This window comes from Solimonas fluminis, from assembly GCF_002930645.1.
GTDB lineage: Bacteria > Pseudomonadota > Gammaproteobacteria > Nevskiales > Nevskiaceae > Solimonas_A > Solimonas_A fluminis.
The window spans coordinates 109,125-133,889 of sequence record NZ_PSNW01000006.1 but is presented as its reverse complement, the minus strand read 5'-3'; the positions used below and the strand labels follow the sequence as shown (position 1 = coordinate 133,889).

The 24,765-nt window shown below is 68.6% G+C and carries 22 protein-coding genes; 14 read left to right on the top strand and 8 right to left on the bottom strand.

The features are described 5' to 3' along the window. Window positions 1-182 precede the first annotated feature (182 nt). Window positions 183-1,367 (bottom strand): alpha/beta hydrolase family protein, encoded by a 1,185-nt coding sequence (locus tag C3942_RS12390; protein ID WP_104230658.1) that lies wholly within the window; start codon window positions 1,365-1,367, stop codon window positions 183-185. 93 nt (window positions 1,368-1,460) lie between these two features. On the opposite strand from C3942_RS12390, the gene yjgA reads away from it, so the two are divergent. Next, window positions 1,461-2,009 (top strand): ribosome biogenesis factor YjgA, encoded by a 549-nt coding sequence (gene yjgA / locus C3942_RS12385; protein ID WP_133164297.1) that lies wholly within the window; start codon window positions 1,461-1,463, stop codon window positions 2,007-2,009. Window positions 2,010-2,171: 162 nt separating this feature from the next. Here the strand turns inward: yjgA and C3942_RS12380 are convergent, their stop codons facing one another. From C3942_RS12380 to C3942_RS12355, 6 genes are all read right to left on the bottom strand, one after another. Continuing rightward, window positions 2,172-2,336: a rubredoxin gene (locus tag C3942_RS12380; RefSeq protein ID WP_104230656.1), complete on the bottom strand. Its 165-nt coding sequence runs from the start codon at window positions 2,334-2,336 to the stop codon at window positions 2,172-2,174. Between the two features lie 153 nt (window positions 2,337-2,489). After that, on the bottom strand, window positions 2,490-3,770 hold the full coding sequence (locus tag C3942_RS12375) for a cytochrome P450 (RefSeq protein ID WP_104230655.1): 1,281 nt from the start codon (window positions 3,768-3,770) through the stop codon (window positions 2,490-2,492). Between the two features lie 19 nt (window positions 3,771-3,789). Then, on the bottom strand, window positions 3,790-4,551 hold the full coding sequence (locus C3942_RS12370; RefSeq protein ID WP_104230654.1) for a TetR/AcrR family transcriptional regulator: 762 nt from the start codon (window positions 4,549-4,551) through the stop codon (window positions 3,790-3,792). Between the two features lie 111 nt (window positions 4,552-4,662). Further along, window positions 4,663-5,532, bottom strand: coding sequence for a hypothetical protein (locus tag C3942_RS12365; protein WP_104230653.1), 870 nt, complete (start codon window positions 5,530-5,532; stop codon window positions 4,663-4,665). Continuing rightward, complete coding sequence (locus C3942_RS12360; protein ID WP_104230652.1) at window positions 5,529-5,912, bottom strand: carboxymuconolactone decarboxylase family protein; 384 nt, start codon at window positions 5,910-5,912, stop codon at window positions 5,529-5,531. The genes C3942_RS12365 and C3942_RS12360 overlap by 4 nt, the downstream gene beginning before the upstream one ends. A 25-nt stretch (window positions 5,913-5,937) precedes the next feature. Further along, entirely contained in the window at window positions 5,938-7,104 is a 1,167-nt protein-coding gene (locus C3942_RS12355) for a 3-ketosteroid-9-alpha-monooxygenase, oxygenase component (RefSeq protein WP_165797436.1), read from the bottom strand. Window positions 7,105-7,296: 192 nt separating this feature from the next. Between C3942_RS12355 and C3942_RS22305 the strand changes: the two genes are divergently transcribed. Then, window positions 7,297-7,665 carry a hypothetical protein gene (locus C3942_RS22305; protein WP_165797435.1) on the top strand — a complete coding sequence of 123 codons (369 nt, stop codon included), beginning with the start codon at window positions 7,297-7,299 and terminating at the stop codon, window positions 7,663-7,665. A gap of 50 nt (window positions 7,666-7,715) precedes the next feature. Continuing rightward, the gene (locus C3942_RS12350; protein ID WP_104230650.1) at window positions 7,716-9,827 is read left to right on the top strand and encodes a TonB-dependent receptor family protein; all 2,112 of its coding nucleotides are present in this window, start codon (window positions 7,716-7,718) and stop codon (window positions 9,825-9,827) included. A 59-nt stretch (window positions 9,828-9,886) separates the two neighbouring features. Here the strand turns inward: C3942_RS12350 and C3942_RS12345 are convergent, their stop codons facing one another. Next, complete coding sequence (locus tag C3942_RS12345) at window positions 9,887-11,338, bottom strand: amidase (protein WP_104230649.1); 1,452 nt, start codon at window positions 11,336-11,338, stop codon at window positions 9,887-9,889. A 102-nt stretch (window positions 11,339-11,440) separates the two neighbouring features. Between C3942_RS12345 and C3942_RS12340 the strand changes: the two genes are divergently transcribed. The 11 genes from C3942_RS12340 to C3942_RS12290 all read left to right on the top strand — a co-directional run bounded on the left by C3942_RS12340 (window position 11,441) and on the right by C3942_RS12290 (window position 24,759). After that, window positions 11,441-13,747: a serine/threonine protein kinase gene (locus C3942_RS12340; protein WP_104230648.1), complete on the top strand. Its 2,307-nt coding sequence runs from the start codon at window positions 11,441-11,443 to the stop codon at window positions 13,745-13,747. Window positions 13,748-13,808: 61 nt separating this feature from the next. Then, the gene (locus C3942_RS12335) at window positions 13,809-14,165 is read left to right on the top strand and encodes a YciI family protein (RefSeq protein ID WP_104230647.1); all 357 of its coding nucleotides are present in this window, start codon (window positions 13,809-13,811) and stop codon (window positions 14,163-14,165) included. Window positions 14,166-14,245: 80 nt separating this feature from the next. After that, the gene (locus tag C3942_RS12330; RefSeq protein ID WP_104230646.1) at window positions 14,246-15,235 is read left to right on the top strand and encodes an alpha/beta hydrolase; all 990 of its coding nucleotides are present in this window, start codon (window positions 14,246-14,248) and stop codon (window positions 15,233-15,235) included. Between the two features lie 19 nt (window positions 15,236-15,254). After that, a complete protein-coding gene (locus C3942_RS12325) occupies window positions 15,255-16,484 on the top strand; it encodes an MFS transporter (RefSeq protein ID WP_104230645.1) in 1,230 nt (409 codons plus the stop codon). Between the two features lie 165 nt (window positions 16,485-16,649). Next, window positions 16,650-17,432: an enoyl-CoA hydratase-related protein gene (locus C3942_RS12320; RefSeq protein WP_104230644.1), complete on the top strand. Its 783-nt coding sequence runs from the start codon at window positions 16,650-16,652 to the stop codon at window positions 17,430-17,432. 66 nt (window positions 17,433-17,498) lie between these two features. Beyond that, window positions 17,499-19,256, top strand: coding sequence for an acyclic terpene utilization AtuA family protein (locus tag C3942_RS12315; protein ID WP_104230643.1), 1,758 nt, complete (start codon window positions 17,499-17,501; stop codon window positions 19,254-19,256). A 128-nt stretch (window positions 19,257-19,384) separates the two neighbouring features. Then, window positions 19,385-20,080 carry a TetR/AcrR family transcriptional regulator gene (locus tag C3942_RS12310; RefSeq protein ID WP_104230642.1) on the top strand — a complete coding sequence of 232 codons (696 nt, stop codon included), beginning with the start codon at window positions 19,385-19,387 and terminating at the stop codon, window positions 20,078-20,080. Window positions 20,081-20,084: 4 nt separating this feature from the next. Further along, a complete protein-coding gene (locus tag C3942_RS12305; protein WP_104230641.1) occupies window positions 20,085-21,590 on the top strand; it encodes an acetyl-CoA carboxylase biotin carboxylase subunit in 1,506 nt (501 codons plus the stop codon). A gap of 13 nt (window positions 21,591-21,603) precedes the next feature. After that, a complete protein-coding gene (locus C3942_RS12300; RefSeq protein WP_104230640.1) occupies window positions 21,604-22,110 on the top strand; it encodes an acyl-CoA carboxylase biotin carboxyl carrier protein subunit in 507 nt (168 codons plus the stop codon). Continuing rightward, complete coding sequence (locus tag C3942_RS12295) at window positions 22,107-23,714, top strand: acyl-CoA carboxylase subunit beta (protein WP_104230639.1); 1,608 nt, start codon at window positions 22,107-22,109, stop codon at window positions 23,712-23,714. Before C3942_RS12300 ends, C3942_RS12295 begins: the two co-directional genes overlap by 4 nt. Window positions 23,715-23,748: 34 nt before the next feature. After that, a complete protein-coding gene (locus C3942_RS12290) occupies window positions 23,749-24,759 on the top strand; it encodes an alpha/beta hydrolase (protein WP_104230638.1) in 1,011 nt (336 codons plus the stop codon). Window positions 24,760-24,765: the final 6 nt, after the last annotated feature.

Here is a 24,765-nt window from a genome sequence, read left to right as displayed (position 1 = left end):
CCGCCAGGGTCCGCACTTGATCATCCCGGTCGCCGGAAGCGGCGCCGCTCATGGAGACGGACGCAGAAACGGCGCTGGAATACTGCCGGAAGAGTAGTACAGCGCGAGGAGGAATATCAACGGCCTCTCAAGGGTTTGCGCGAATCGCACGGTAGTAATTCCGCGCCCGGGGGGAGCCGTGGCTAGGGCAATGGCCCGGCACCGCGCATGACGACTGAATCAGGTCCAATCCGGACCTCGCTGTCCCACAGCCAGGAGAGGTGCGGATGCGGGCTGCGCAGGATTTCCAGGGCCGCCGGGTCACGCCGCAGATGCCAGTCCATCCAGGCCAGGGAATAGCGCCCGGCCAGTTCCAGCCCCCAGCTCGCGGTCGGCAGCAGGGCGTAGTTGGTGTGCTGGGCATGGGTGGAGGCATCGGCGACGATGAAGGCGCGGTCGCCCTGCAGCTTGTCGTAGACCGGCCTCACCACCGCCGGGTTGACCACCGGGATCGGCGCCACCGGCCCGTCGTGGTCGCCGGTCTGGATCATCACCGGCACCGGGTTGGCGTCGAAGGGGGCCGAGGATTCGCTGATCGGTGCCGCCGCCACCGCGGCGTGGATGCGCGGCTCCACCGCCTGCAGGCCGAGGCTGGCGATGGCGCCCATGCTGTGACCGACCACGCCGATGCGGCGGCGGTCCACCGCGCCGGCCACCGGAGAGCGCTCCAGCAGGTAGTCCAGCGCATCCTGGGCGTCGTGCACGTTGTCGCCGGGGTCGCCCTCGGCCTCGTCCTCCGAGTGCCCCTGCCCGCTGAAGTCGAAGGCGAACACGAGATAGCCGGCATCGGCATAGAGCTGGTGCCACCAGCGGTACATCGCCAGGTTGGTGTTCTGCCCTTCCAGCACCAGGATCGCCGGGAACGGACCGTCGGAGGGGGGAACCTGGCCCCGCCGCGGCAGCACGATCTCGCCGTACAGGCTCGTGCCGTGGCGGTTCTGGAAATGCACGGGGACCTGGGCCACGGCGTGGTTGTAGTCCGGGTGGCCGTACCAGTGGAAGATCTCGGCCGGCTTGGGGCCCAGCAGCTGGGCCAGGGTGGCCCGCACGGTGAAGGCGACCAGGGCCGGGTCGGTCAGGTCGCGCACCGTGACGCCGGTGATCAGCGGATCGAACAGCGTGGTGGCCACGGCCGGCGGCAGCAGGGCCGGCAGCAGGTCCAGGCGGCCCATCAGGGCCTCGACCACGGGCGGCGCCGGCGGCGGATCCTCGCCGGGGCCGGAGGCCGGCCAGGCCTTGGGCAGCACCCCGGCCCCGCCGGGGGCCTGGCTGCCGCCGCCGCAGGCGGCCAGCCACAGGGCCAGCAGCAGTGCCGCGATCCGCTTCATGTCCGCTCTCTCCTCATGGGGCGCAAAGCCTCCCACAAGCGGGAGCCGGCCGCACCCGGCTAAAATGACCCATTGCTTTCCTTCCGTCCGATCATGCGCCGCCGCAAAGACCCCGATTTCAATCCCGACGAGTTCTACGCCGGCCCCAGCAAGTCGCAGGTGAAGCGCGACATGCTGGGCCTGCAGGAGATGGGCACCGCGCTGGGCGAGTTGCCGCAGGAGCGACTCGACGCGCTGGAGATGGACGAGCGCCTGCGCGAGGCCTTCGTCGAACTCAAGCGCCTGAAGAACGGCGAGGCGCGCCGGCGCCACATGCAGTTCATCGGCAAGCTGCTGCGCGACGAGGATCCCGAGCCCTTCCAGCGTGCGCTGGCCGACTACAAGCAGGGCCAGACGCGTGCGGTGCAGACCCTGCAGGAACTGGAGCGCTGGCGCCAGCGCCTGCTGGCCGACGACAAGGGCCTGGCGGCCTGGCTGGAAGCCTACCCTGCCAGCGACACGCCGGCCTTCCGCAAGCTGGTCGAACGCGCGCGCCATGAACTGGCGGACGACGAGGAGCATGGCCGCGGCGGCAGCAAGGGCCCGTACTACCGCGAGCTGTTCCAGGCGGTCCGCGAAGTCCTGCAGAAGAAAGACGGCTAGCGCATTGCCCGCGGGAGCGGTCTCGCAATCCTTTGCCGCTGCAAGCCGAAGATCGCGGGAGCCCGCTCCCGCATGGGCTGCTTTCGTTTCCTTCGGGCAAAAAGAAGGGACGGCGACCCGCAGGCACCGTCCCCAAGGGCTGACTATTGTTGGCGGCTGTTATCAGCCGACATACACCTCGAACGCCGACTTCGGCGAACCGCACTCCGGACACATCCAGTCCTCCGGCAGATCCTCGAAGCGGGTACCTGCCGCGATGCCGGCATCGGGCATGCCGACCGCCGGGTCATAGATGTAGCCGCAAATCACGCAGATCCACTTTTCCATGCGATGCCTTCAAAAAATGGTGACGCCGTCCAAGGCGCGACCGTGGCCATCTGAATAAGCCCCTGCCCGGCCATCCAGGGCCTGGCATTCGGCCCCGCAGGCGATGACATTTAGTCATCGCCTGCGAGGCCTCACCCACTTTTCCGTGCGGGATCAGGCCGCCTTGCGTGCCGCTTCGACGTTGGTCTTCACCAGCAGGCGGTTGATGCGCCGCGCGTTGTGGTGGTTGTAGTCGTACTCCACGTCGCCGTTGCCGTTGACCAGTTCGGCGTTGGGGAAGCGCTTCATCAGCTCCTGGATCATCAGGCCGCCCTGCACTCGCACCAGGTAGGTGCCGATGCAGAAGTGGGCGCCGGCACCGAACACCAGATTGCCGTCGAGGCGGCGCTGGATGTCGAGCTTGCGCGGGTTCTCCCACTTGGAATCGTCCATCCAGGCGGCCGTGAGGTTGATCAGCACCGACTGGCCCTTCTTGAACTGCTGGCCGCGCCACTCCAGGTCTTCGGAGACGAAGCGGAACTGCGGGGTCTTGCCGAAGGCGCCGTAGCGCAGCAACTCGATGATGGCGTTCTCCATCAGCTCCGGCTTCTGCCGCAGCAGCTGGTACTGGTCGGGATTCGACAGCAGGCCCTGGATGGCATAGGTGTGCAGGTCGGTGGCGGTGTCGGAGCCGGCCACGATCACGGCCTGGATCACCGAGACGATCTGGTAGTCGTTGAGCGAATCGCCGTTGTCGGAGGCCGCCACCAGCTGGCCGACGAAATCCTCGCCCGGGTGCGGCAGCGCGCGGCGTTCCTTGATCAGGTCCAGGAAGTACTGGAAGCCCGGCAGGGTGTCCTGCATCGCCTTCTCGCGCTCCTTGAGCGGCAGGTTGATGCGGGTGGACTTGACCACATTGACGGCAAAGTCATGGAAGAAGCTTTCCATGTTGGTCGGCACGCCGACCATGCGCGCGATGGAGCGCACCGGCAGCTTCTCCGCGATCATGCTGAAGGCGTCGAACTGGTCGGGGGTGCCGATCTCGTCGAAGCACTGCGTGATCAGGTCGCGGATCTTGGCGTCGATCTTGCCCATCACCGGCTTGGAGAAAGCCGGCATGGTGAGCTTGCGCAGGCGCAGGTGCTGCAGCGGGTCCACCGCGAACAGGCCGGCGTCGATGGCGCGCTCGAAGTGGTTCTGCTGCTCCACCGGCTTGGGCGGCGGCGCGAATTCCCAGTGCTTGTAGTTGGTGGAGAAGCGGTTGTCCTTGAGCATGTCCATCAGCGCATCGTGGCTGCTGACGACCCACATGCTGAGGTCCTTGTGCCAGGCCACCGGGAATTCCTTCACCAGCCGGTCCCAGGTGGCCCAGGGCGAGCGGATGAAGTCGCGGGAATAGGGGTTGAAGATCTTGCCGTCGATCTCGATGCGGGCTGGCGTGTTGCTGGCGCTCATGTCGAATCTCCTCGTGTGATCAGGGCTTGCCGCTGCCCTTGCGCGTGATGGACACGGCTCTGTCGGCCGTTGGTGTCGAAAGCAGGTCTGCCGGCAGCACCTCGCCGCGCCCGGCGGCCACGCCGGCCAGCAGGCTGCGGATGGTGAACTGCCATTGCGCGGTGCCCGGGTCGATGAACTGCGGATAGGCGCGGCGCACCAGGGGCAGCTCGTCGTCGTCGCGCGCGCCGAGCACGCGGCGCGTCTCCAGTTTCCAGGATTCCCCGGCCGCCTCGGCGGCGCGGTTGCCGGTCATGCCGGTGGCGGTGCCCACCACCACGGTGCCGATGGCGTGGAACAGGCGCACGCCCTCGTCGATGCTGAAGCCATGCCGCGTGATGACGCCCAGGAACTTCTCCAGCAGGTCCACCTCGACATGCGGGCCGAGGCGGCCGCGCTGCAGTTCGGTGATCAGCTGCGGCTCGGCGATGAAGGATTGCAGCAGGGTTTCGGCGTACTGCAGCGCCACCTCGGACCAGTGGGCGGACTCCGCCGCCGGCGCCTGGCGGCGCAGCATCAGCTCGAAGCTGGCCAGGCGCAACAGTTCGTCGCGCGTGCCGACGTGGCGGTATAGCGTCGCCAGCCCGATGCCGAGCCGGTCCGCCAGCTGCTTGAGCGACAGGTTGTCCAGGCCCAATTCCAGCGCCACGGCCACGATCTGGGGCACGGTGACGCTGGGCGGCCGGCCGACGCGCGGCGCCGCTGCCTGTCCCCTGCCCGCCTTGATCGCTGCGCCGCTCATGTCCCGGGTTTCGCCTCAATACGAGAACTGTTTTGCGAATATATTCTCGAAATTAGCCAAAAACAACAGGGCCGGGTTTCCCCGGCCCTGCTCTCCCATTGAATCATCGGCTTAGACGATGGGTCCGTAGACCCAGGCGAACAGGTCCAGCAGGAACAGGATCACCATGCTGACGGCCGAGGCCTCCATGGCGGCGCGGTAGACGCTCCAGCGCTCGCCGCCCGCCTCCTCGTCCAGGCGGTAGACATTGGGGAAGCTCACGAGGAAATAGAGCATGTAGCAGACCGAGCCGATGCTGAGCATGCGCGTCATGTCCACGTACCAGACATGCTGCTTGATGCCCTCGGTGACGTAGAAGAAGGTCTCGGCCCAGGCGAAGAAGAAGGCGGTGACGGCCACCGTCAGGCACCACAGCAGCTTGCGCAGCAGCGGCGAGGCATTCGGCGTGAGGCTGCGCACGCGGCGCATGATCACCACCGAGCAGGTGTGATAGACCACGAAGAAGGCGATGGCATTGAGGTACATGCTCGGCGGGACCTTCTGGAAGGTCTCGCGCGCCGTCGCTTCGGCCGGCCCCAGCAGGGCGGAATCGAAGTACAGCGTCACCTCGGGGAAGCGATAGCGGATGCCCAGCACCGAGAAGAAGTATTCGGTATGGAAGTACGTGCACCAGAACACGTAGACCGCCATGTAGACGTTGAACTTGAACCAATAGCTCTGCGTGGCCGGGACGCCGCTGTTGCGGCGCAGCCACCAGGGCAGCAGCAGGCAGTAGGGCACCCACATCAGGAAGTTCTGCGTGATGTTCCAGAAGTTGCCGGTGTCGAGCCAGCCCATCTGTTGCACCACGCCGTTGAACACCAGGAACACCGGCAGGAAGCTCAGGAAGAACTTCTCGCCCCAGGCCTTGTCGGGGTTCTGCGAGAACCAGTAGCCGGGAATGCGCCCGGAAGAAGCCGCGGAAGCGGTAGCGGTGGTCATGGGGTCCCTTGCTTCTGTTGCGCTTCGGCCTTGACGCCATTGCAGACCTGGAACAGCTGCGAACCCTTGGGATAACCGACGTACTGCGTCAGGAACACCGCGACGGCATCGAGCTGTTCCGGCGTCAGTTCGCCGCGCAGCAGCGCGGAGCGCAACTGGATCGCCAGTGTGCTGGCCTCGCCCTGCGCGGCGATGGCGCCGATCAGCAGCAGGCGCCGGTCGCGGATGGACAGGGTGCCGTCGGCCCAGAGCGTGCCGAACAGGGTTTCCAGCATGTAGTCGATGAACGGACTCTGGCCCTCCCCGGCCGGCAGCGGCACCTTGCCGCAGTAGACCTCGTTGAACAGCTCCACACCCTTCTTGCGGTCGTAGCGACTCATGGTTTTCTCCTCCGGCCGGCGCCCCTCAGGTTTCCTGTTCGGCGAGCACGGCCTGCATGTTGTCGCGCAGGTCGTGCACGGTCCACTTCCGGTTGCTGTTGTGGAACAGGCGGGTGTCGACCTCGGCGCGGTCGGTGTAGAACTGCGAGTACCAGCGGCGCAGCTTGGCGATCGGTCCGTCGGATGCGCAGAGCGTCGGCTCCGGGCGGAACAGCTTGCGCTCCCAGATGTAGACGTCCTCCATGAAGGCCTGGTACGAGGCCTCGCAATAGCCCTGGGCGGCGGCTTCCAGGTGCTCGGGCGGGAACTGGTTGGAGTTGGCCTTCACGATCACGCCGAACCAGTACTCGATGGTGTATTCGTCGATCGGACACCAGGCGGTGAGGATCGCGGAGTCGAACATCTTGGAATCCTGCGTCTGCCAGGTGTACTGGTAGGCCGGCCCGAAGGTCAGCGAGCGCACATAGAGCTTGTCGTCCTGCGCGTCAGCCGCCAGGCGCGTGTGCTTGCCCCACATCAGCTCGCCGGTCATGTGGCCGTCCCAGACCGGCAGCCAGGTGTCCACGTCGTAGCCGTGGATCGGCAGCAGGTGGCCCTTGTCGACGGTGTTTTCGATCACCTCGCGCGGATGCGTCTTGATGGTGATCTGGAAGCGGCGCCAGCCTTGGGTCCAGCCCTTGGCGCGGTAGTCCTCCAGCGGCAGGATGTCGTAGTCCGGCTCGCCGCCCTCGGGATCGAACCAGATCAGCACGGTGTCGTTGATCTCCAGCGTCCTGAAGGCACGGGTCTTGGCGCGGGCCGGGATGCTGGCGCAGTACGGGATCTTCACGCACTTGCCGGTGTCGCCGTGGTACTGCCAGTTGTGGAACGGGCACTGCAGCTCGTTGCCCAGGACCTTGCCGGCGGAGAGGTCGGCGCCCAGGTGAGGGCAGAAGGCGTCCAGGCAGCGGACCTTGCCGTCCTCGCCGCGGAAGAAGGCCAGGCGCATGCCGAAGTAGTCGCGGGGCACCGGCTCCCCCTGGGGGAACTCGTCGCTCCAGCCGACCATGTGCCAGCCGCGCGCGTAGCGCGGCGAGCCGTCCGCATGGCGCGGGATGGTCAGGAGGTTGCGCTGCGCCGTGGCGGCGGAACTGCGCCGCAGGGTCTCGGCCTTGGCATTCAGGTCTCCGCCCTTCCGGTTGTCGGTATCCATCTGTCTTGTCCCCTCTCTCGGTGCGCCGCGGCCGGCGGCTCTCTCATGGATGCGATTCTTGTACAGAAACATTTCTATAACAATGTTTTTGAAGCATGGGCCCGGCACCCCGCCCGGTTCATCCCCCGACTGCGGTAGAAATGACCGGCGGCAGGCCTTAGATTGGCTTGTCGCGCCCTCCGGAGTTCCCCCATGCCCGTCCCTCTCCGCGCCCTGACGCTGCTGCTCGGCCTGGCCTGCCTGCCGGCGCTGGCGGCCACGCCTGCGAACTGCACCGAGACCGTCAAGCAGGGCCGCTCCGGCGGCTTCATCAGCTTCAGGTCCGAGGCACATGCCCGCGAGTTGCTGGAGACGGAGGCCGGGCGCTACTGCCGCGACCTGGGCGACCCCGCGATCACGGACATCCGCTGCGGCCATGACGCGCCGCGCGAGCAGGCCGTGGTGTCCGCCGAGGGTGGCAAGCCGCTGGTACTGGAACGCCGCGAACGCTGGTACTGCTCGGGCGATATCCGCTGCGCGCTGCCGGAGAGGCATTGCGGACCCGCCGCACCAGCACAGTGATACTGCCTTCAGGGTAGAACCCGGCCGGCGGACGCGGGTTAGGATTCGGCATGCACTACCGTTCCCTGCGCCCCCTGCTGGCCCTCGGCCTGCTGCCCCTGCCCCTGTCCTCCGCCCTCGCCGAAGAAGCAGCGGTGCCCCTGCCGCCGGTGGTGGTCAGCGGCCTGCCCTCGCCGCGTCCCGAACTGGAGGCGCCCGCCGCGATCGGCCGCGTCGATGCCGAGGACCTGGCCTGGACGCAGCCCGGCATCGGACTTTCCGAAAGCCTGGTGCGCGTGCCGGGCCTGACCGTGCGCAACCGCCAGAACTATGCGCAGGACCTGCAGATCCAGAGCCGCGGCTTCGGCGCGCGCTCCAGCTTCGGCGTGCGCGGCATCCAGCTGCGGCTGGACGGCATCCCGCTGACGGCGCCGGATGGCCAGGGCCAGCCCTCCAGCCTGTCGGTAACCTCGCTGGATCACGTGGAGGTGCTGCGCGGCCCCCTGGCCTACCCCTACGGCAACGCCTCGGGCGGCGTGATCGCCGCCTTCTCGGCACCGCCGCCGGCCGCGCTGAGCTTCGGCAGCCGGCTGGTGATGGGCAGCGACGAAACCTGGCGCGCCTCGGCCTCGGCGGCCGGGCAGGCTCTGGACGGCAAGCTGGGCTACCGCATCGAGGGCCTGCGCTTCATGACCGACGGCTACCGCGAGCACAGCGCAGCCAGGCGCGACCAGGTGGCGGCGACCGCCAGCTGGCAGATCGACGAAACCAGGCGCCTGGGCCTGGTGTTCAACAGCCTGTCGCAGCCCGACGCGCAGGACCCGCTGGGCCTCACCCGGGCGCAGTACGAAGCCGACCCGCGCCAGGCGGATGCGGCGGCGACCACCTTCAATACGCGCAAGAGCCTCAACGACCGCATCGGCGGCCTGCGCTACGAGCAGCAGCTGGCCGGCGGCGACAGCCTGGAACTGGTGGCCTACGGCAGCTCGCGCGCCGTGCAGCAGTTCCAGTCGATCCCGGTCAGCGTGCAGCAGACGCAGCCGCAGAACTCCGGCGGCGTGATCGACCTGGAGCGCGAGGGCTATGGCGGCGACGGCCGCTACAACTGGAAGCTGCCGCACGGCACGCTCAGCGCCGGCCTGCAATTCCAGTCGCTGAAGGAGAACCGCAAGGGCTACGAGAACTTCGTCGGCGCCACCACCGGCGTGCTCGGCGCGCTGCGCCGCGACGAGGACAACCAGGTCGACAGCTTCGACCAGTTCCTGTCCGCGGACTGGGCCCTGTCGGAACGATGGAGCGTACTGGGCGCGCTGCGCCGCAGCGAGGTGGCGTTCGAGTCGGACGACCATTACGTCGTCGGCGCCAACATCGACGACAGCGGCGACAAGCGCTACAGCGCCACCACGCCGGCGCTGGCGCTACGCTACGCCTGGAGTGCGGCCAGCAGCGTCTACGGCAGCTGGGGCCGCGGCTTCGAGACGCCGACCTTCACCGAACTGTCCTACAAGCCGGACGGCAGCAGCGGCCTCAATCTCGGCCTGCGTGCCGCCCGCAGCCAGACCTTCGAGCTGGGCTGGAAACGCGCCCTGCCGCGCGGCGGCCTGTTCACGCTGGCGCTGTTCGACACCGGCGCCGAGGACGACATCGTGCCGGCACGCAACAGCGGCGGACGCGCCAGCTTCCAGAACGCGGATACGCAGCGGCGCGGCGCCGAGGCCGGGCTGGCGCTGAAGCTCGCCGGCGACTGGTCGCTGCAGCTGGCGGCCGACTACATCGATGCCGAGTTCGACGAGGACTTCGAGTACTTCGCAGGAGGGGCGACGAACCCGGTGAGCAAGGGCAACCGCGTGCCCGGCATCGCACGCCACAACGCCTGGGCCGAACTGGCCTGGCGCCGCGCCCTGCCCGGCTGGTCGGCCGCGGTGGACGTCCGCCATGCCGGCAGCATTGCGGTCAATGACCGCAATGACGACCAGACCGAGTCCTATCGCGTGGTCAATGCACGCCTGGCCTGGATGCGGCCCCACGGCCGCGGCAGCTTCGGCACCTTCGTACGCGTGGACAACCTGCTGGACAAGACCTACGCCGGTTCGGTGATCGTCAACGAGGGCAACAACCGCTTCTTCGAGCCGGCACCGGACCGCAGCTGGTTCGCGGGCGTGGAGATGAATTTCACGCCGTAGAGAGTCACGCGCGGCTTTCTGCAGGAGCCGGCTTGCCGGCTCCTGCAAGAGACGCCCCCTCAGGCAGCCGAGGCCGGCTGCTTCCGCTTCGGCGCCGCCTTGAGGTCCTGGATGCGCCGCCAGGGCTGCGCCTCCTCCAGCGCGTAAGCCAGTTCCAGCAGCGTGCGTTCGTCGCCATGCGCGGCCGAGAGCTGAACGCCGATCGGCAGGCCCTCGGAGCTGGTGCCCATCGGCAGCGAGACAGCGGGGCTGCCGCTGGCATTGTTCAGCGGCGTGAAGGCGACATAGCGCAGCAGGTTCTGGAACAGGGGCTCGAATTCCTGCTTCGGCGACAGGTGCCCCAGCCTGGGCGTCACGTGCGCCAGCACCGGCGACAGCACGGCGTCGTACTGCTTCATCACGCGGGCGTAATCATCCCAGGATTTGCGCAGGCGATAGAGCATCAGCGGCGTGCGGTGGATCTGGCGGCGGAACATGCCGGCCAGGCCGCGGCTGAGGTTGTCGACCTGCGAGGCGTCGAAGCCCGGCGCGATCAGCTTGTGCCCGAAACGGGTGACCGAGAAGGCCAGCATGCCCCAGTAGAGGCTGAAGTCGCCGGCGAAGGACGGCTTCACCGGCAGCGGCATCTCCTCCACGCGGTGGCCGAGGCTCTCCAGCAGCCTTGCGGTGGCATTCACGGCGGCACGCGTCTGCTCGTCCGTGGCATGTCCGCTGATGGAGTCGAGCACCAAACCGATGCGCAGGCCGCGCCTGCCCGGACCTTCCACCAGGCCGACGGGCTTGAGCTTGCCGTTGCGCCAGGTGCCTTCCATGCCCGCGAAGAAGTGGGCGGTATCGCGCACGCTGCGCGTGACCACGCCCTCGGAGACGATATTCACCGGCAGGCTGCGGGCCTGCTCGCCATCGATGAAGCGGCCGCGCGTGGGCTTGAGGCCCACCAGGCCGCAGCAGGCGGCGGGAATGCGGATGGACCCGCCGCCATCGTTGGCATGGGCGATGGGCACCACCCCCGCCGCCACCAGGGCGGCCGCGCCGCCGGAGGAAGCGCCGCTGGAATACTCCGTGTGCCAGGGGTTGCGCGTAGGCTCCCGGCGCAGGAACTCGGTGCTGGCGCTGAAGCCGAACTCCGGCAGCCGGCTCTTGCCCAGCAAGGTGAAGCCCTGCGCCAGGTACTGCTTCGCGAAAGCGCCGTCGGCCGTTGCCGGCCGCGGGGGCACGGCGTCCGAGCCATGCCGCGTGGGCATGCCGGCGACGTCGGTATTGTCCTTGACGAAGGTGGGCACGCCGCCGAAGACGCCGGCCCGCGGCACCCGCTTCAGGGCCAGTTCGTAGGCCTCGTATTCCACGGCATTGAGCGCGCCCACCGCCTGCGCGCGGGCGATGGCGGCCGCCGTCACCTCGCGCGCGTCCAGTTCGCCGCGGCGGATCAGGCGCGCCAGCGCCACCGCGTCATGGTCGGCCAGGAGGTCGTCGCGGAAGGCGTGCAGGGTCGTCGGGTTCTTGGCGGGCATGCGGGGCAGCCGGGTGATGGAAAGGCGGCACTATAGCCGGGGCCCTGCCGCTCGTCCGCCGGGACTGAAGTTCCGCTCACCCTGGCCGATAGATGGGCCACCATGGGCCAGACAATCGGCAAGTTCGAGGTTCGGCGCCTGCTCGGGCAGGGTGCGCAAAGCCGTGTCTACCTGGCCTGGGACCCGGACCTGCAGCGGGAGGTCGCCATCAAGCGTCTGCTGCCTTCGCGCGGCGGGCCGGCGGCCCGGCCGCAGGCCGAGGCGCGCCACGTCAGCCGCCTGCGCCACCCCAATATCGTGCCGATCTTCGACATGGGCGAGCAGGACGGCCAGCCGCACCTGGTGTTCGAATACGTGGCGGGCCAGACCCTGCAGCAGCAGCTGGCGCAGGGCGCCCTGCCGGCCCGACGGGCGGCGGAACTGATGGTGGGCGTGCTGGAGGCACTGGAACAGGCCCATGCGCAGGGTATCGTCCACCGCGATCTCAAGCCCAGCAACATCCTGGTGGAGCCGGACGGCAAGCCGCGGGTGATGGACTTCGGCATCGCCAGCCGCGCAGCGGGCGGCACCGACGAGGGCCTGGTGGGGACGCCGGCCTACATGGCGCCCGAGTACGTGCACACGCGCCAGGCGGGCCCGCAGTACGACATCTTCGCCGCCGGACTGGTGCTCTACGAGATGCTCAGCGGACGTCGCGCCGTGCAGGGCGACGGTGCGCTCCAGGCGATCCACCAGCTGGCCAACATGCCGCTGCAGTTCCCGGCGGAGCCGGCGGTGGACCCACGGCTGCAGGACATCGTCGCCAAGGCCGCGGCACGGGAGCCGGCGCTGCGCTACGCCAGCGCCGCGCAGATGCGCGAAGCGCTGCAGGCCTACCTGAAGCCGGCCGTGGCGGATGCCGGCGACGGCGGCCGGCAGAGCACGCTGGAGTTCCTGCTGCGGCGCATGAAGGTCAAGAGCGACTTCCCCGCCATGTCCAGTGCCATCAACGCGATCCAGCGACTGGCCGCGTCGGACAAGGCGGATGTCCAGAAGCTGTCCAATGCGATCCTCAAGGACTTCGCGCTGACCAACAAGATGCTGAGGCTGGTCAACTCGGCCTACTACCCGAACCGTTCCGGCGAGCGCATCCGCACCGTCTCGCGCGCCATCGTGATGCTGGGCTTCGATACCGTGCGCAGCCTGGCCATCTCGCTGATGCTGTTCGAGCACATCGGCGACCGCAAGCAGGCGGCGGTGCTGCGCGAGGAGTTCCTGCGCAGCAACCTGGGCGGCATGCTGGCGCGCGAACTGGGCGCCTGCCTGCTGCCGGGCCGTGCCGAGGAGGCCTTCATCTGCGCCCTGTTCCACGACCTGGGCCGGCTGCTGGCGCACTATTATTTCTGGGAAGAGGCCGAGACCATCGGCAAGCTGGTGGCGGCCGAAGGCTGCACCCCGGATGCCGCCGCGCTGCGCGTGCTGGGCATCAGCTACCAGGACCTCGGCATCGGCGTGGCGCGCAGCTGGGGGTTCCCCGAGCCGATCATCCACAGCATGCAGCGCCTGCCGGAGGGCAAGCCGGCGGCGGCACGCTCCGCGGAGGAGCAGTTGCGCCTGCTCAGCGCCTGCGCCGGCGAGGCCTGCGCGATGCTCGACGCGGGCGGCGACCGCGGCAGCACGATGACGGCCCTGGCGGCGCGCTTCCACAGCAGCCTGGGCCTGGGCGAGCGCGAACTGGGCGAGGCCTTCCGGCGTGCCGCCCTGGGACTGGCGGACCTGTCCGGCACGCTGGGCATCGACCTTGCGCGCAGCCGCATCGGCCAGAAGCTTTCGGATGCGCCGCCGTCCGCGGCGATCCCGCCGGCGACCTGCGAGCTGCGCGTGGACGACACGGCGGCCGCCGCGCTGGAAGCCGCGGGCGACGCCGAGGCCATCCTCGCCTCCGGCATCCAGGACATCAGCAAGGCCTTGCTGGAGGACCTGCCGCTGGCGGACCTGCTGCGGATCGTCGCCGAGACGGTGTACCGCGCGACGCGGGTGCGGCGCGTGCTGATGTGCCTGCGCGACGAGCACCGCCCGATCATGCGCGGACGCTTCGGCTTCGGCAGCGGCTGCGACGAACTGGCCCGGCGCTTCGAGTTCACGCTCGGGGGGCAGGACCTGTTCAACCTGATCCTGGCCAAGGATTCCGACGTGCTGATCCGCGACGCCGGCGAAGCCAAGGTGCGCACGCGCCTGCCGCCCTGGTACCTGGAACAGGTGGACGCGCCCAGCTTCCTGGTATTCCCGATGAGCGTGCGCGGCAGCCCGGCCGCGATGATCTATGCCGATGCCGACCGGCCGGGCGCCATCGCCGTCTCCGACAAGGCGCTGTCGCTGCTGCACACGCTGCGCAACCAGGCGGTGCTGGCGATCCGGCAGGCGCGCTAGCTCCCCGGCACAGCACCCCCTCGAGCGGTATAAGATCGGCCTCCCCCATCCGGAGCCGTTCATGGCCCATGTCCTGCTGATCATCGAGCAACCCGGCTGGCGCAGCAGCCGCAGCGCGGAGCAGAAGCAACGCCACCAGCAGCTGATGGAAAGCTTCGGCGGCGAACTGCAGGCACGCGGCGTTTTGAAGGCCTGCGAATCGCTGCTGCCCACGCACCGGCAGGCCCTGCGCATCGAGACCCGGGATGGCCAGCGCCGCCAGTTCGACGGCCCTTTCGCGGAGGCCAAGGAAATGGTCGGCGGCTTCTTCCTGCTGGACTGCAGCCGCGACCAGGCCCTGGCCATCGCCCAGGCCTGCCCGGCGGTCGAATGGGCTACGGTGGAACTGCGCGAGACCGGGGTCTGCTCCGAGAGCTGACCCCTCCGGCGGGGGGCATCTGGATTTACCAGTCCCCCGGGATGCGCCCGGTCCTATGATCCCCGGCGAGAGGGGATCACATGAAAACCATATCCAGGGCCTCAGGCCTGGTGGCTGCCGCCCTGCTGGCAGCCTGCGGCAGCAGCGACGGCGGCGGGGACAGCCCGGGCGCGGACGGCCTGCCGCGGGATGCCTACGCCGTGGACGACGACGCCTGCCCGGCGCCGCGCTGCTTCGAGTTCGCCGTGCCTCTGCCGGAGGGCGTGACCGTCACCGACAACCGCGTGCGCGTGATCGTCCCCGAGAGCTACGCCGTTTCCGGCAAGCGCTACCCCCTGCTCTACCTGCTGCACGACGCGCCGGGCGACTACACATCCTGGACGCGCCGGGGCCGGGCGATGGAATACCTGAAGGACCTGGAGGTGATCGCGGTCATGCCGGATGGCGGCGGCGGCCATGCCGGATGGTACTCCGACTGGCAGGACGGCTCCTTCCAGTGGGAGACCTACCACATCGGCGTGGTGATGCCCTTCGTCGAGCAGCGACTGCGAGGGCTGGGTGACGGGCATCGCGCCATCGCCGGACCCTCCATGGGCGGCTACGGCTCGATGATCTACTCGGCCAGGCACCCGGGCCTGTTCGAGGCGGCCGCATCCTTCTCCTCGCCGGTGGACTTCCTGCACCTGGACCGGGTCAGCGCGCTCTACAGCTTCCTCGGCAATCCCGTCGCCGGCACGCCCGACGGCCCGATCTGGGGCGACCCGCTGACGAACTGGTCCCGCTGGCAGGAGCAGGACCCCGGCACGAATGTCGCCGGGATGGCCGGCATGCGCATCCTGATCAGCAGCGGCAATGGCCTGCCCGGCGGGCCGCATGGCGCGGTTGCGCCGCCCTACTACCTGATCGAGCCGCTGGTGCTGCTGCAGAGCATGAGCCTGGCACAGGCCACGCAGGCGGCCGGCGTGGACACGCGCACGCTGTTCTACGGTCCGGGCTACCACGACTGGCCCTGCTTCCTCGACGGCTTCGAGTGGGCGCTGCCGCAGATGATGGAGAAGATCGCGCCCTAGGCGATACGATGGCGGCACCATGACCCAGACCCCGGACTCCGGTGCCCGCGCCGCCTGGCTGCTGATGATCGTCGCCGCGACGATCCTGACGCTGACCATGGGCGTGCGGCAGTCGCTGGGGCTTTTCGTGATGCCGATCCATGACAGCAGCGGGCTGTCGATCGTCTCGATCAGCTTTGCCCTCGCCGTGGGCCAGCTCATGTGGGGCGTGGCCCAGCCGCTGTTCGGCATGTATGCCGACCGCCGCGGCTCGGTGGGCGTGGTGCAGCTCGGCGGCCTGATGCTGGCCGGCGGACTGGTGCTGGCGCCCTTGCTGCCCGGGCAATGGGGCCTGCTGCTCTCGCTGGGCCTGCTGTCCGCGGCCGGCGCGGGCGCCGGCAGCTTCTCGATCCTGATCGGCGCCACCTCGCGCCTGCTGCCGCCGCAGCGCCGACCCTTCGCCGCCGGTTTCATCAATGCCGGGGGATCCTTCGGCCAGTTCCTGTTCGCACCGATCACGCAGGCGGTGATCGCCTTCGCCGGCTGGGCGGCGGCCATGTTCACGCTGGCGGCCGGCGCCCTGCTGACGCTGCCGCTGGCGCGCTACCTGCGCGCGCCGCCCGCGCCCGCCGATGCGGCGCCCGCTCCGGCGGAAACCGACCCCGGCCTGGGCCGCGCGGTGCGCGCGGCCTTCGCCGACCGCAGCTACTGGTGCCTGCACCTGGGCTTCTTCACCTGCGGGCTGCACATCGCCTTCCTGGTGACGCACCTGCCCGGCGAGGTCGCGCTCTGCGGCCTGCCGGCCAGCGTGTCGGCCGTGTCCCTGGCGCTGATCGGCCTGTTCAACATCGCCGGCAGCCTGACGGCCGGTGCCCTGGGCCAGCGCTACCGCATGAAATGGCTGCTGGCCGCGATCTACGCCAGCCGTGCCCTGATGATCGCGGTCTACCTGCTGTCGCCTCGCACGGCGCTGACCTTCTACGTCTTCGCCGCCGCGCTGGGCTTCACCTGGCTGGCCACGGTGCCGCCGACCGCGGGCCTGGTCGGCAAGCTGTTCGGCACCCGGTACCTCGCCACCCTGTTCGGCCTGACCCTGCTGTCGCACCAGATCGGCGGCTTCTTCGGGGCCTGGCTGGGCGGTCTCACGATCACGCGCTTCGGCGACTACAACTGGATGTGGACCGCCGACATCGCCTTCGCCCTGCTGGCCGCGGCGGCCAACCTGCCGATCCGCGAGGCACGCCCTCTTCCACAGGCCGCAAGCGCCTGAACACAAAGGGAAAATCCTGCTTCGCGGGGCATCTCGCACAAACGGGTGAGGCAGACTCACCAAGGCCTGCCTAACCTTGCCGGAAATGCCGGGGTGGGCTGCCCGGGCGGCCTGTCCGCCTAGGATTGAGGCGGACTCATCCCGAAACATCCCCTGGAGAAGCTCATGTCTGAACCCGTCCTTGTCGAACGCCGCGGCGCGGTGCTGTGGATCACCATCAACCGCGAGGAGCGCCGCAACGCCCTCAACGAGCAGGTCGTGCGGACCATCGACAAGGCCATCGCCGACGCCCAGAGCGGCGGCGAGGTGAAGGCCATCGTGCTGACCGGTGCCGGCGACAAGGCCTTCTGCGCCGGCGCGGACCTGGCCAAGAACGCCAAGGGCTTCGCCTTCGCCGTCGACTTCTCGCGCCCCAAGCACTACATCGTGGACCTGTTCAAGCGCCTGCAGGAATGCACCCTGCCGGTGATCGCCCGCGTCAATGGCCACGTCATGGCCGGCGGCTTCGGCATCCTCTGCGCCTGCGACATGGCGATCGCCGCCGACGATATCCGCATCGGCACCACGGAATCCAAGATCGGCGTCACGCCGATGATGATCCTGCCCTACATGCTGCGCATCCTGCCGCCGCGTAAGCTGCAGGAGATGTGCATCACCGGCGAGCAGTTCAGCGCCCAGGATGCGCTGGACTGGGGCGTGGTGAACTACGTGGTGCCCCGTGCCGAACTGGACGCCAAGCTGGACTGGCTGCTGGCCCGCGTCACCGACAAATCGCCCACGGCGATCCGCCTGGGCAAGCAGGCCTACAACGCGATGCGCGACATGAGCCTGCGCGAGTCCCTGGAGTTCGCCCAGGCCATGGTGCCGGTGATGTCCAGCACCGAAGACGCCAAGGAAGGCATGGCGGCCTTCCAGGAGAAGCGTCCGGCGAATTTCACGGGTAACTGATTCAGCCCGCAAACCCTTCGACAGGCTCAGGGCGAACGGACACAGAGAGTCCGTGGAGACATCAAGATGAAAAAAGAAGTACGCATTGGTTGCGGCGCTGGCTTCTGGGGCGATTCCGCGGAAGGCCCGAAGCAGTTGGTCGATTCCGGCGAGATCGACTACCTGGTGCTGGACTACCTGGCCGAGATCACCATGAGCCTGCTGGCGCGCGCCCGCGCCAAGGACCCCAATACCGGCTATGCCACGGACTTTCCCTCGGTGGTCGCCTCGCTGGCGCCCAGGCTCAAGGAAAAGGGCATCCGCGTGGTCACCAATGCCGGCGGCGTCAATCCGCAGGCCTGCAAGGCGGCGATCGAGGAAAAGCTCAAGGCCCTGGGCATCGAATTGAAGGTGGCCATCGTCACGGGTGACGACCTGCTGCCGCGCGCCGCGGAGTTCGCGGGTGTCAAGGAGATGTTCAGCGGCACGGCGATGCCGCCGAAGCTCTGGAGCATGAACGCCTACCTGGGGGCCTTCCCCATCGCGGCCGCCCTGGATGGCGGCGCCGACATCGTGCTGACCGGCCGCTGCGTCGACAGCGCCGTGGTGCTGGGCGCGCTGATCCACGAGTTCCAGTGGAAGGCCGACGAGTTCGACAAGCTCTCCGCCGGCAGCCTCGCCGGCCATGTGGTGGAATGCGGCGCGCAGGCCACCGGCGGCGTCAGCACCGACTGGGACAAGGTCGCCGGCGACTGGGACCGCATGGGCTTCCCCATCGCCATCTGCCGGCCGGACGGCTCCTTCATCGCCACCAAGCCGGCCAACACCGGCGGCCGAGTGGTGCCGGAGACGGTGGCCGAGCAGATCGTCTACGAGATCGGCGACCCCTCCGCCTACCTGCTGCCGGACGTGACCTGCGACTGGCGCCACCTCCGGCTGACCCAGGTCGGCGAGAACCGCGTGGAAGTCAGCGGCGCCAAGGGCCGCGCGCCGACCTCGCAGTACAAGGTCTCCGCCACCTACCAGGACGGCTTCCGCACCACCGGCACGATGATGATCGGCGGCGTGGATGCGGTGAAGAAGGCCGAGGCGGTGGCGGCAGCCATCCTCAAGCGTACCCGTGCCATGTTCGCCAGGCGCGGCCTGGCCGACTACGACCGCACGGACGTCGAGGTGCTGGGCGCCGAATCCAACTGGGGCGCCAACAGCCGCCGCCGCGACGCGCGCGAGGTGATCCTGAAGCTCGCCGTGCAGCATGCCGACAAGAACGCGCTGGAGATCTTCGGCCGCGAGTTCATCCCGCCGGCCACGGCCATGGCGCAGGGCATCACCGGCTTCTCCGGCGGGCGTCCCTCGCCGACGCCGCTGGTGCGCCTGTTCTCCTGCCTGGTACCAAAGGACCAGTTGCCGATCGAGGTCGACGGCAAGCCTTTTGCCGCCCCGCCCGTGGCCTATGGCGACGGCGCCGCCCTGCCCGCCCCGGCCTCTGCCGGCGCTGCCCCTGCGGGCCCGACGAAGAAGGTCCCGCTGATCAAGCTGGCCTACGGCCGCTCGGGCGACAAGGGCGATGCCGCCAACATCGGCATCCTGGCGCGCAAGCCGGAGTACCTGCCCTGGCTGGCGCGGCAGCTCACCGCCGACGCGGTGAAGCAGTACTTTGCCCACTTCGTGGAGGGCAAGGTCGAGCGCTTCGAGATTCCGGGGCTCAACGGCTTCAACTTCCTGATGCACAGCGCGCTGGGCGGCGGCGGCATGGCCAGCCTGCGCTACGACCCGCAGGGCAAGATGCTGGCGCAGGTGCTGATGGACTTCGAGATCGACGTGCCGGCGGACCTGGCGGTCTGATGCTCATGATGACCTTGGTACGCGCTACGCGCGAGGCTTCCACAGGCGCAGCCCGAACGGACTGTCCTCCCAGCCCGTTCGCCCTGAGCCTGTCGAAGGGTGAACGGGCGAGCGCCGAGGCTTAGCCGATGACTCGCACCGTCGCCAAGAAGCCGGTGGTCCGCCTCGCGCGCGAACAGCGCGTGGACGAGATCCTGCGGGCGGCGCGCGATGTCTTCTGCGAGAAGGGCTACGAGGCCGCCGCGGTGGCCGAGATCGCCGCCCGCATGGGCGTGGTCGAAGGCACCATCTACAAGTACTTCGCCAGCAAGCGCGAGCTGCTGCTCAAGGTGCTGGAGCACTGGTACGAGGAGATGTTCGGCGACTACGCCCGCGACCTCGCCGGGGTCAGCGATGCGCGCGGCCGCCTGCGCCTGCTCGTCTGGCGCCACCTGCGCTCGATCCGCGACTACCCGCTGCTCTGCCGCCTGATGTTCCGAGAGGTGCGCTCCGAGCAGGACTATCACGGCTCGGACCTGCACGACATGAACCGCCGCTACACGCAGTTCCTGCTCGAGGTTGTCGAGGAAGGCATGCGCAGCGGCGAATTCCGCGCCGACCTGCCGGCCACGCTGCTGCGCGACCTGGTCTACGGCGGCATCGAGCATGGCACCTGGAACTACATCTGCGGCCGCGGCGGACTGGATATCGACGCCCTGGCCGAACAGCTCACCGCGCTGCTCTGCGAGGGCATCGCCAGGCCGTCCGGTCCCGGCCTGAAGCAGGAAATGGAGCGGCTGTCCCAGATCGCCAGCCGCATCGAGAAGGCATTGCCGAAGAAGTGAACCCATGACAACAGCCCAACCCGATGTTTCGAAGTGGCCCTTCCAGTCCGTCCTCGTCGCCAACCGCGGCGAGATCGCCGTGCGCGTGCTGCGCACCGTGCAGAAACTGGGACTCAAGGGCATCGTCGTCTACCACGCCGCCGACCGCGGCACCGCGGCGGTGAAGATGGCCGACCAGGCCATCGAGATCACCGGCCCGACGCCGGTGGCCAGCTACCTGGACGGCGCGCAGATCATCGCCGCGGCCCAGGCCAGCGGCGCCGGCGCGATCCACCCGGGCTACGGCTTCCTGTCCGAGAACAAGGGCTTCTGCGCCGCCGTGGAAGCGGCGGGCATCCGCTTCATCGGTCCCACGCCGGAGCAGATCGACCTGATGGGCGACAAGGTGCGCGCGCGCAACTTCGTCGAGAAGGCCGGCTTCCCGGTCGCCCCCTCGGCGATCGAGGACGACGACCCCAAGACCTTCGTCGAGCGCTCGCGCAAGGTCGGCGCGCCGCTGCTGATCAAGCCCAGCGCGGGCGGCGGCGGCAAGGGCATGCGCATCGTGCGCGACCTGACCCTGCTGGAGCAGGAGATCGAGCGCGGCCGCTCCGAAGGCCAGCGATACTTCGGCGACGGTCGCCTGTACTGCGAGCGCTATATCGAGAACCCGCGCCATATCGAGGTGCAGGTGCTGGGCGACGGCCAGGGCAGCGTGGTGCACGTGTTCGAACGCGAGTGCTCGGTGCAGCGCCGCTTCCAGAAGATCGTCGAGGAGACGCCCTCCCCGGCGCTGGACGCCGCGCTGCGCGAGAAGATCTGCGAAACCGCGGCCGGCATCGCCCGCTCGCTGAACTACCGCAACGCCGGCACCGTGGAATTCATCTTCGGCCAGGGCGGCGAGTTCTACTTCCTGGAGATGAACACGCGCCTGCAGGTGGAACATCCGGTCACCGAGGAAATCACCGGCATCGACCTGGTGCTGCAGCAACTGCGCGTCGCCGCCGGCGAGAAGCTGGGCTATGGCCAGGCCGACGTGAAGTCCTCCGGCCACTCCATCGAGTTCCGCATCTACGCCGAGGACGCGGCGCGCGGCTACACGCCGACCACCGGCCCGATCCTGGTGCTGCACCCGCCGCAGGGCGAAGGCGTGCGCTGGGACAGCGGCGTGCTGCAGGGCGGCGAAGTGACCTCCGCCTTCGACCCGATGATCGCCAAGCTGATCATCCGCGGCAGCGACCGCAACGACGCCATTGCCCGCGCCGACAAGGCGCTGCGCGAGACCGTGCTGCTGGGCTGCAAGACCAACACCGCCTTCCTGCGCCGCCTGCTGCAGCACCCGGCCTTCGTCGCCGGCGACGTGCACACCGGCTTCCTGGACGCCAACCCGCAGATCGCGGCCGAGCCGGAAATGCCGGCGGAAACGCTGCAGGCCCTGCTGGGCGCCGCGGCGCTGAGCACGCGTCCGATGCGCGACGTCGCCGACGCCGTACCCGACATGCATGCCGCCATGGGCGGCTGGCGCAACTAAGGAGCGCATCGACATGCATCACGCATTCAAGCTCGGCGATGCCGAGCACAACCTGGAACTCTCGCGCTCCGCCAGCGCCTACCGCCTGCACCTGGGCGAGCAGGTGGTGGACGTGGACCTGAAGACCGGCGCCGACGGCCGCGCCTGGCTGACGCTGGGCGAGCGCCACATCGAGGTCGTCATCGCCACCCGCGGCGACGACGTTTTCGTGCACCTGGACGGCGAGGCCTACCAGCTGCGCTATCAGCATCCGCTGGACCGCCTGGCCGCGCAGGCCGGCGGCAGCGCCGAGGACCACATCCGCGCGCCGATGCCGGGCAGCATCGTCAGCGTCTCGGTCAAGGCCGGCGACGCCGTGGCCAAGGGGCAGACCCTGCTGGTGATGGAGAGCATGAAGATGGAAACCACCATCGCCGCGCCGCGCGACGGCACGGTGGCGGCCGTCACCTACGAAAAGGGCCAGACCTTTGACCGCGACGCCCTGCTGCTGAGCCTGGAACCGATGGAGAAGAAGTCGTGAAGCGTATCGAGTCCAAACTGAACACGGCCTCCGCCGCTTTCCAGGCCAATGCCGCGCACAACCGCAAGCTGGCCGAGGAATTCAAGGAAAAGCAGCGCGCGGTGCGCCATGATCGCCCGCAGCGCGACATCGACCGCCTGCGCCAGCAGAACAAGCTGCTGGTGCGCGAGCGCATCAAGCTGCTTCTAGACCCGGGCACGCCGTTCCTGGAGTTCTCCTCTCTGGCGGCCAACGAGGCCTATGACGGCGAGGTGCCGGGCGCGGCCTGCGTCACCGGCATCGGCATCGTCTCCGGCCGCGAGGTGGTGATCAACGCCGGCGACGCCTCGGTCAAGGGCGGCGCCTGGTACCCCCTGACGGTGAAGAAGACCGTCCGCGCGCTGGACATCGCGATCGAGAACCGCCTGCCGGTGGTGCATCTCTGCGACTCCGCCGGCGGCTTCCTGCCGCTGCAGGCCGACCTGTTCGCCGACAAGTACATGGCGGGCCGCATCTTCCGCAACCAGTGCATGCTCTCCAAGATGGGCATCCAGCAGGTCTCGGTGGTGCTGGGCCATTGCACCGCGGGTGGGGCCTACGTGCCGGGCCTGTCGGACTACAACGTGATCGTGCGCGGCACCGGCGCGATCTTCCTCGCCGGCCCGCCGCTGGTGAAGGCCGCCACCGGTGAAGAAGTCAGCGTCGACGACCTCGGCGGCTGCGACATGCACACCAGCGTCTCCGGCACCGCCGACTACCCGGCCTCCTCGGAAGAGGAAGCCATCGCCATCGCGCGTGACATCGTGGCGCAGTTCAAGCGGCCGCAGAAGGCCCATACCGAATGGCAGCCTCCCGAGGAGCCGCACTACGACCCGAGCGAGCTCTACGGCGTGCTGCCGCAGGACATCAAGCAGGGCTTCGACATGCACGAGATCATCGCGCGCATCGTCGATGGCTCGCGCTTCCACGAGTACCAGCCCAACTACGGCAAGACCCTGATCTGCGGCTATGCCCACATCTGGGGCTACAAGGTCGGCATCCTCGCCAACAACGGCGTGCTGTTCAACGACAGCTCGCTCAAGGGCGCGCACTTCATCGAACTGTGCAACCAGGGCCGCACGCCGATCGTCTTCCTGCAGAACATCACCGGCTTCATGGTGGGCAAGGAGTACGAACGCCGCGGCATCACCAAGGACGGCGCCAAGATGATCATGGCGGTATCCAACAGCGAGGTTCCCAAGTTCACCGTGATGTGCCATGGCTCCTTCGGCGCCGGCAACTACGGCATGAGCGGCCGCGCCTTCGACAGCCGTTTCACGTTCAGCTGGCCCCAGTCGCAGATCTCGGTGATGGGCGCCGAGCAGGCCGCCAACACCCTGGCCGACGTGAAGATCCGCCAGCTTGCCCGTACCGGCAAGAAGTTGTCCCAGGAGGAAATCGACGCGATCCGCGACCCGGTGCTGGGGGAGTTCAAGCGCAAGCAGAGCGCCTACTGGTCCACCTCGGAGATCTGGGATGACGGCATCCTCGATCCGGTGGACACGCGCAACGCCCTGGGCATCTCGCTGTCGGCCGCGCTGAACACCCCGATCGGCGATCCCCGCTACGGCGTGTTCCGGATGTAAGCTGTAGGCCCTAGAACGCCCCTAGCCGCAGGCCATGAACGCCCCGAACGCCGCCGTCCCCGCCTCCCGCCAGCCCCTGCTGCCGGCTTCCGTCGAAAGCTGCGTGGTCTACCGGCCCATGGCCATCAGCCTGCGCAGCCGCATCATCGTGTGGCTGCTCCGGCACACCCTGCGCCCATGGCTGGCGCGCATGATCCGCGGCTCGGACGAGAAGGTCGCGAAGATGCAGCTGCTGACCACGCACATGCGCTGTCCCAACACGCATGGGCTGACGGAGGAGTACACCATCGTCGGCCGGGTGCCGGGCCATGTCTATGGCAACCTGGCCGACACCGACAAGCCGGTGCTGCTGTGGCTGCACGGCGGCGCCTTCATCCTGCCGGCGGCGCCCTCGGCGCACCTGGAGATGGTGGCCTGGTTCGCCTCGAAGATGGGAGGCTCGGGCTTCCTGCCGGACTACCGCCTGGCCCCGCGCAACAAGTTCCCGGCACAGCTCGACGATTGCGAGCGCGCCTACCGCGCGCTGCTGGACCTGGGGCATGCGCCTTCGCGCATCGTCCTGGGCGGCGACTCGGCGGGCGGACACCTGACCATCGGCCTGCTCCAGCGCATCCGCAGGAACGGCTGGCCGATGCCGGCCTGCGTGATCCCGGTTTCTCCGGCGACGGAGATGGGCCGCATCCATGGCCCTCCCTCGCGCACCTGGAAGCGCCATGCCGACCCGATCCTGCCGATCGCGGCGCTGCAGCGCGTGGACGAGATGTTCGCCGGCGACTGGGATGCATCGGACCCGGAACTCTCGCCGCTCTATGCAGACTGCACCGGCTTCCCGCCGATGCTGATGCTGGCCACCAACAACGAAGTGCTGACCGACGACACGGTGCTGCTGGCGCGCCGCGCCAAGGCCGCCGGCGTCGACGTGAAGTGCGAGATCTGGCCGCTGCTGCCGCATGCCTTCCCGCTGTTCTCGGCGCTCTTCCCCGAGGTGAAGCTGGTGCGCAAGGAGATGCTGGAATACATCAAGAGCCGTTTGGCAACTGCCTAACCCTCA